At 44.9% G+C, this 7,191-nt stretch carries 7 protein-coding genes and 1 pseudogene; 3 read left to right on the top strand and 5 right to left on the bottom strand.

Annotation, left to right across the window (positions count from 1 at the left end; genetic code table 11):
* Nucleotides 1-138: 138 nt before the first annotated feature.
* On the top strand, nt 139-729 hold the full coding sequence (locus AC3A14_RS23510; RefSeq protein WP_318701131.1) for a Uma2 family endonuclease: 591 nt from the start codon (nt 139-141) through the stop codon (nt 727-729).
* On the opposite strand, the gene trpD is transcribed toward AC3A14_RS23510, so the two are convergent.
* Nucleotides 723-1,793 (bottom strand): anthranilate phosphoribosyltransferase, encoded by a 1,071-nt coding sequence (gene trpD, locus AC3A14_RS23505; protein ID WP_318735972.1) that lies wholly within the window; start codon nt 1,791-1,793, stop codon nt 723-725. The two genes, AC3A14_RS23510 and trpD, sit on opposite strands and share 7 nt — an antisense overlap.
* 108 nt (nt 1,794-1,901) lie before the next feature.
* Between trpD and AC3A14_RS23500 the strand changes: the two genes are divergently transcribed.
* Nucleotides 1,902-3,773, top strand: coding sequence for a hypothetical protein (locus tag AC3A14_RS23500; protein WP_318735969.1), 1,872 nt, complete (start codon nt 1,902-1,904; stop codon nt 3,771-3,773).
* Nucleotides 3,774-3,839: 66 nt separating this feature from the next.
* Here AC3A14_RS23500 and AC3A14_RS23495 read toward each other — a convergent pair whose 3' ends face one another.
* The 3 genes from AC3A14_RS23495 to folD are packed head-to-tail and all read right to left on the bottom strand — an operon-like array spanning nt 3,840 to nt 6,147.
* The gene (locus AC3A14_RS23495; protein ID WP_318735966.1) at nt 3,840-4,298 is read right to left on the bottom strand and encodes a divergent PAP2 family protein; all 459 of its coding nucleotides are present in this window, start codon (nt 4,296-4,298) and stop codon (nt 3,840-3,842) included.
* A gap of 9 nt (nt 4,299-4,307) precedes the next feature.
* The gene (gene crtE, locus AC3A14_RS23490) at nt 4,308-5,234 is read right to left on the bottom strand and encodes a geranylgeranyl diphosphate synthase CrtE (RefSeq protein WP_318735963.1); all 927 of its coding nucleotides are present in this window, start codon (nt 5,232-5,234) and stop codon (nt 4,308-4,310) included.
* Nucleotides 5,235-5,271: 37 nt separating this feature from the next.
* The gene (folD, locus tag AC3A14_RS23485) at nt 5,272-6,147 is read right to left on the bottom strand and encodes a bifunctional methylenetetrahydrofolate dehydrogenase/methenyltetrahydrofolate cyclohydrolase FolD (RefSeq protein WP_413039182.1); all 876 of its coding nucleotides are present in this window, start codon (nt 6,145-6,147) and stop codon (nt 5,272-5,274) included.
* Between the two features lie 171 nt (nt 6,148-6,318).
* Here folD and AC3A14_RS23480 point away from each other — a divergent pair, with 171 nt between their 5' ends.
* Nucleotides 6,319-6,666, top strand: coding sequence for a hypothetical protein (locus AC3A14_RS23480; RefSeq protein ID WP_318735957.1), 348 nt, complete (start codon nt 6,319-6,321; stop codon nt 6,664-6,666).
* Between the two features lie 30 nt (nt 6,667-6,696).
* Here the strand turns inward: AC3A14_RS23480 and AC3A14_RS23475 are convergent.
* Nucleotides 6,697-7,191 (bottom strand): annotated as a pseudogene (locus AC3A14_RS23475) (serine/threonine protein kinase); the annotation flags it as partial.

The following is a 7,191-nucleotide window of genomic DNA, read 5'->3' as shown; positions in this document are numbered from 1 at the left end:
TTGATTGACTGAATTTAATCAAAAAAAACGCTCTCCGCAAGGGGGGCGTTTTTTTTGGTTTTTTAGATCTGGACAATGTTATGTTATAGGGAAAACTTGACTGATTACCCATTACAGATTACTCATTACCAGCGCTGAATGACACAGCTACGCGATCGCCGGACAGATACGACCCTAATTGTTGAAGAACGAACCTGGGAACAATTCCAATGGTTAAAAAAAGGATTCGAGGGAATGCCTGGAATCCGGTTAGGGTATTATCGAGGAATCATTGAAATTATCATGCCTGGGGAAGAACACGAATTTTTCAAAACCATCATTGGTTTTCTGATCGAATTATTTCTCATTGAAAAGGGAATTGATTTGATTCCCGCAGGTTCGATGACTCAGGAGAAGAAAGGGCGGGTTTCCCTACAAGCGGATGAATCCTACTGGATCATTGAAAAAAAGCCCATTCCCGATTTATCCATTGAAATTGTTTTTACCAGTGGCAACCTGAGCAAACTAGAGCGCTACCAAGCTTTAGGTGTGCCGGAAGTTTGGTTTTGGGAAGATGGAGTATTGTCTTTATACCACTTACGAAAGGATGGTTATTATCGGATAGAAATTAGCGAACTCCCTGGACTGAGGGATTTAAATATCCAGCTCTTTTCGCAATGCGTGTTACTTGCTCAGACTTCTAGAATCGAGGCAGTACGCCAATTTCGCCAAGGAATTGTATCTTATTGATCGCTGAGGAAATTCACCAAGTCCTGCACTTTATCCCAGGCTGCACCACTCTTGAGAATGTCCAAGGCTTTCTCAATTCCTTGGCGATGCTCTCCCCAAGGAGTCATTTCACCGACTTGCAGGGCAAATGAGGCATTGAGCGCAACGACTTCTCGCTGTGCAGGAGTTCCCTTGCCTTGAAGAACGTTACGCAAGATATCTGTGTTTTCTTCAATTTCACCACCGCGTAATTCAGAAATCGGCGCAGTAGAGAGTCCTAAAGTTTCAGGATTAATTTCAATCGATGTTGTGCTATTGTTCTCCACAATCCCTAAATCGGTTATATCGCCTAATCCTGCTTCATCTAACCCTTCTCGTCCATGTAAAACAATAGCTCGTTGAACGCCGAGTTGCTGTATCGCTTCAGCGACAATAGGTACTAACTGACCATCATAAACTCCCATCACTTGCCCTGTAGGTTTAAGAGGATTCACCAATGGCCCCAATAAATTGAACACCGTCCGCATTTTCAGCGTTTTGCGAATGGGGACAACTGCTTTCATTGCCGGATGCCAACCGGGAGCAAACAGGAACGTAATTCCCACTTCACCCAAGGCAGCAGAAATGGCATCGGGGGCTGCTTTCAGGTTTATGCCCAGTGCCTCTAAAACGTCCGCAGAACCGACTTTACTCGACGCTGACCGATTTCCATGTTTTGCCACTTTTATCCCGGCTGCTGCGGCAACAAACGCTACTGCGGTGGAGATGTTAAAGGTAGATGCACCATCTCCTCCTGTGCCACAGGTATCAATCACGGGTTCAGTATGTAAGAGTGCTTCTGAAGGACTAGCTGCTTGCGCTTGCAGCACTTGAGCCATCCCTGCTAATTCTGTCGGCGCAACTCCTTTAGCTTGAATCGCGGTTAAAATGGCTCCAGAGAGGACGGGGGGAATGTCTTCATTAAGCCACCCCTGCATGAGTTTGACTGCTTGAGAGCGGGAGAGGGACTGTTTGTCCATCAGTTGTTGCAGTAAATCGGGCCAACTGAGAGAATCGGATGGGGTTGTTTGGGCAGAATCTACCATGAATCCAAGGTTGATAAAGGAATAGGAGACCATTACCAGTTACCAGTTACCAGTCACCAGTTCATGGAGGTCAGTTAAGGTAATCTTATCACTATCAGGAAACTTGGAATGACTATGCGCCGGTCTTTACGCCCTTTACGTCTGTGGTACGAACGAGCGATCGCCTTTATTATTTTACTCAATGTAGGTTTAGTGTTGTTTGATGCGACCTATGTCCGATCTCGCAATCAGCATTTATGGCTGAATTGGAAGGTTTTTGAATGGAATGATATCCCTCAAGAAGAGTATATAGCCTTGGTGGATCGATTGAATGAGGCGATCGCTAATGAAGGTTTAGAGTCTTTAGCGGTTCAGTCGTTACTCTCCCAAGTGCAAGCCCGAAGTATGGATATATTCGTGGAGAATCCCCCATTTCGACTACTGGGTAGATATAGTAATTTACATCAAATTCAGGAAAGAATTATCGAGAGTACAGGCTTAACGGATTTAAATGCGGCGATCTCCCAATATTGGAGTCGTGACTTTATTGCCCGTCGTGGTTGGGGAAGCCATTGGAGTGAGTTTAATATCGAAATTCGTCCTTTCCTGCTTTTGTATGAACCGGTTCTCGATTATGACATTATTAAAGGCATTGAACCCGATCGAGGGGCGCAAGACTATGTGCGAGAAGTGGCTCAATTAAAAGCCATTTTAGAATTTGAAGGCCCAGACTCTGCCCTGGTTGAGCCACAATTAGAGCGATTAAAAGATTTAACCGATCGGATGATCGATGAAGAATATGCCATTAATTCGGTTAACAAATCAGGCAAAGTTAACCGAATGAAAACGATGATGAAAAATTATATCTATAGTGAAGATAATCAAGCCAACCGAGAAATGATTCAATCTCGACTGAATCTTTTCCGAAATCCAAATTTAATTCAGGTCATTGCCCCTGAGTTATTGTGGGCAGATTTATCGGCTAAAGATGCATTTTATGAATTCTGGTCTAGGGATAATTTCCAGGAGGATAATTGGCGAGAATCGATAGACTTTCTGCGGAATGACTTTTACTTTTTAGTGGGATCAATGTACTATCGCCACTTAGATAGTACAGGAGAATTTGCCAATCGTTTTCTGCTGATTGATTTCCCATTTTTACTGATTTATTGGGTCGATTTCATCGTCAAGGTTTTGTGTCGATTTTATCGCGAGAAAGGGATCGGTTTAGGACTGGCGATCGGCACTCGCTCCTATGATTTACTCTTACTTCAACCTTGGATACCTGGCTTGCGCGTGATTCCCTTAGTCATTCGCTTTAATCAATCGGATTTAATTGATTTAGAACCAGTACAAAAGTATTTGGGCTTAAATTTCATTGCTAGTTTCGGTCAAGAATTAGCTCAAGTCGTGGTGAATCGGGGAATTGGGCAACTGCAAAGTCGAATTAGTGATGGTTTAATTCAGAAAGCTTTTACTAAAACTCCTCGTGATGCGAATCCTGAAGCTGAAGTTACCATAGAAAATGGAGAACAAAAACAACGTAGCTTTGGCAGTATTACGGGACGAGTGTGGGAAGTCACGGCTTGTAATGTACTGCCGGAAATTTCCCCGGATCTCGAAGCATTCTTACGCTATGAAGTGGATAAAACACTACAAAAGTCTGGTTGGTATCAGCGACTGCAAAAAATACCCGGTGTACGCCGATTTCCCGATCAAATTGCTGAAAAACTGGTAAAACAAATTATTCAGACGCTAACTCTTAATCCCCGAAAATCTTATCTGAAGGGACAAACGGAAGCGCCCGATATGCTCGAAGAGCAATTGAAAGAGCGTTTGGGGGAAAATTTCCGACAGAAGCTACAAGCAGAACTTCAGAAAAATTATACGTTTGAGGAAATGGATTTATTACTGATCGAATTATTAGAAGGAGCAAAAATTGGCGATCGGAATGACTCTGTCCCCCAACCTCAATTAAATCCTGTCGAGAGTAATAGGTAATAAGTAATTGGCGATTGATTCACGGATACTATTACCCATGACCAATTACCCATTACCCCCTATCCATTAGAATGTATAACGACACGCTAACCAGGCAATGACTACGCCTAAAAGTAGTCCCATAATCACTTGAAATGGGGTATGACCGAGTAGTTCTTTGAGACGGTCTTCATTAAATTCTGGGTTTTCCTGAAATAACTCATCAATAATTTGATTAAGGATACGAGCTTGTTTGCCGGCGGCTTGGCGAACACCTGCGGCATCATACATAACAATGATGGCAAAAATGGTGGAGATCGCAAATTCTGGACTTGACCATCCTGTGGTTATACCAATACCAGTAGCTAAGGCAGAAACCAGGGCAGAATGGGAACTGGGCATTCCTCCCGTGGTGACTAAAGCACGAATATTGAGCTTTTGATTTTTAATCAAATCAACGACTAATTTAATCGCCTGGGCACTCAAACAAGCAATCAAAGCGATGATTAATATCCGGTTCCCCAGAATCTCATTCACAACCTGCATTCCTCTTCTCTAATAACTTCGGGCAGTAATAAAGTCAGCGATCGCCAGTAGGGGTTTCGCTGCTTCCTCATACCCCTCTAACTGAGCTTTAGCTTGTTCAATTAAGGCCTTACTTTCTTGTTTAGATTTTTCAATTCCCCAAAGACTCGGGTAGGTGACTTTTTGGGCTTGGGCATCTTTACCACTGGTTTTCCCCAGTTCTTCAGAAGTAGCGGTAATATCGAGGATATCATCGACAATCTGAAAGGCGAGACCAATATTTTTGGCATATTGACTTAAACGCTCTAATAAGTCTGAGGATGCCCCCGCAAGCATGGCTCCAGAAACGACGGAAGCTTCGAGTAATGCGCCGGTTTTGTGGGTATGGATATAGTTTAAAGTGGAGATATCAACATCCGATTTACCTTCAGATTCGAGATCGACCACTTGTCCCCCAACTAACCCCGCCGCACCAACGGCAGTGGAAACTTGGATAATGACCTGTAATAAGCGATCGCTCCCCACTCCTTGAGTCTGACGGGCAATATGTTCAAAGGCGTAGGTTAGCAGTCCATCCCCGGCTAAAATAGCGATGTCTTCCCCATAGACTTTGTGGTTGGTGGGCTTACCCCGACGATAATCATCATTGTCCATGGCAGGTAAATCATCATGGATCAAAGACATGGTATGCAGCATCTCTAAAGCGCAGGCAGTCGGCATTGCCATGTCTATGGTGCCCCCAGATAGCTCACAACTCGCCAGACAGAGAACAGGACGTAGACGTTTACCTCCAGCTAAGAGGGAGTAGCGCATCGACTCATAGAGGGTTTCTGGATAGAGCAGGGGGAGCGCTTGATCTAAGGCAGCTTCTACTTGGCGCTTGCGATCGCCTAAATAAGAGTTTAAATTAAAGGCGATCGCCGATTGAGGAGATTGCATATTGTTTGTTCGTACCATTCTGAATGGGATTTGAGTTAAGGTTAGATCTTTAAATTTATGCGATCTTTTGACGGTAACTCCATACTGTATTTTGCAATAATAGGGCCACGGTCATCGGCCCAATCCCACCAGGAACAGGGGTAATGGCGCTACAGATAGGTTTGAGAGCTTCAAAATCCACATCTCCGACTAATTTTCCTTTACCCTCATTACCAGGCATACGATTAATTCCCACATCAATGACTACTGCACCGGGTTTAACCCATTCAGCGGTAATCATCTGGGGTCGGCCTACCGCAGAAACTAGGATATCAGCAGAGCGGGTAATTTCAGATAAGTTTTGCGATCGCGAATGGGCAATCGTTACGGTGGCGTTGGCTTCGAGTAACATTAACGCCATCGGTTTACCGACTAAAATACTGCGTCCCACCACAACGGCATTTTTTCCAGAGATCTCAATGTTATATTCTTTCAGCAGAGCCATTACCCCTTCAGGGGTGCAACTGCGCAGTCCCGTTTCTGAGCGCACCAATTTTCCCAGGTTGGTTGCATGAAGTCCATCTACATCTTTCTGAGGGTCGATCCGATGCAAGAGGGCAACCGCATCTAAATGTTTGGGTAGGGGGAGTTGCACCAAAATACCATCAACCCGCTCATCTTCGTTGAGCGCTGCAATGACTTCTTCGAGTTCAGCTTGCTCGGTGGAAGCGGGAAATAGGCGACCAAAAGACTCAATGCCAATGCGATGGCACGCTTTTTGTTTGTTCTTTACATAGATGGCACTAGCCGGATCATCTCCCACCAAGAGTACCGCTAACCCTGGAGGACGGCCCATTTGGGGTTGTAAGGACTCAATTTCAGCTTTTAACCTTGCTCTGATAGTGCGAGCAGTTGCTTTACCGTCGAGAATTTGTGAGATATCGTTTGCCATGCCAAAAATCAATTGAGAAAGGGACAGGGAATTATAGCGCGAAGCACGGGTAATGGCCAATGGTGAGCATTTTCCCCATTCCCTCCTGCTAACTTTCGCTAGAATCAAAACGTAATTTTGAGTAGAGTCCACAATACTCTCATGCACAAGCGAAGGGTTAGGAGGTGGAGATTGATTAGCCTAGTGTTGATCGCCAGTTTATGGGGATGTAGTCTAGAGTTGCCCTTTAGTTTACCCTCTGATGGGATTACACCCATTGAGAACTTAGTGCCTACTGCTTCCGGGACGGTTGAGATTCAAGGTCAAGTAGTTAAGTTAATTCCCCTGCTCAATGGCTATGCCTATCAGTTAGAAGATTATACGGGGGTTGTAGTGGTGGTGGCTACAACAGAAGCGCAGCAAGTGGCGATCGGGAATTCAGTTAAAATACGGGGAGAATTGCGCTATCAAAGTATTCCCATTCAAGGACAGGAATTAGGGGAGGTCTATGTCGTGGAGTTAGAGCGACTGTTGAATTAATACCGATTCCCTATTCCCTATTCCCATTAATTATTTCAACTGCTTGTCCCAAACGGCGACATAAATACGGTCATTGCTTTCTCGTTCAATTACCCCCCTCCAGTTCTGGTGGGAAAATTCATAATATCTGGCTTGACCTCGGTGTACTCGCTCAAATTCATCGATCACGGCTAGGGGAGCGTTACTGCCTAACATACCATTAACCATCACCCGACTGATAAATCGATCGATGGTTGGGTCAAAAGAGACTTCCGTTTGTCGAATTGTGCCAGTATTGGGATCGAGTAAATATCCCAATTTAATCTTGCCTAAATCATAACTGATGGCTTTGGTTCCCCAGAGTCCAGGTGTCGTTTGGCTCGGTTCTCCAAGAGCCGCTAGTACCAGTGCTTCTGAGGTTCCAGGCGGAAAACCTCTCGCCACCGGAGGGGGAGTAGGTTGGGTGGGTTGGGGTGTGGGAGTTGGAACGGGTGCGGGGGTAGGTACGGGGGCAGGTGCTGGTGTTGGTGAGGGTGTTGGTTTAGG

It is taken from the genome of Roseofilum sp., from assembly GCF_982964205.1.
This window is presented reverse-complemented; position numbering and strand designations above follow the sequence as displayed.

Excerpts from the sequence above, each read along its gene's own strand:
- AC3A14_RS23495 (WP_318735966.1), bottom strand. The coding sequence starts at position 4,298 with ATGCAGGTTGTGAATGAGATTCTGGGGAACCGGATATTAATCATCGCT.
- folD (WP_413039182.1), bottom strand. The coding sequence starts at position 6,147 with ATGGCAAACGATATCTCACAAATTCTCGACGGTAAAGCAACTGCTCGC.
- crtE (WP_318735963.1), bottom strand. The coding sequence starts at position 5,234 with ATGGTACGAACAAACAATATGCAATCTCCTCAATCGGCGATCGCCTTT.
- AC3A14_RS23500 (WP_318735969.1), top strand. The coding sequence starts at position 1,902 with ATGACTATGCGCCGGTCTTTACGCCCTTTACGTCTGTGGTACGAACGA.
- trpD (WP_318735972.1), bottom strand. The coding sequence starts at position 1,793 with ATGGTAGATTCTGCCCAAACAACCCCATCCGATTCTCTCAGTTGGCCC.
- AC3A14_RS23510 (WP_318701131.1), top strand. The coding sequence starts at position 139 with ATGACACAGCTACGCGATCGCCGGACAGATACGACCCTAATTGTTGAA.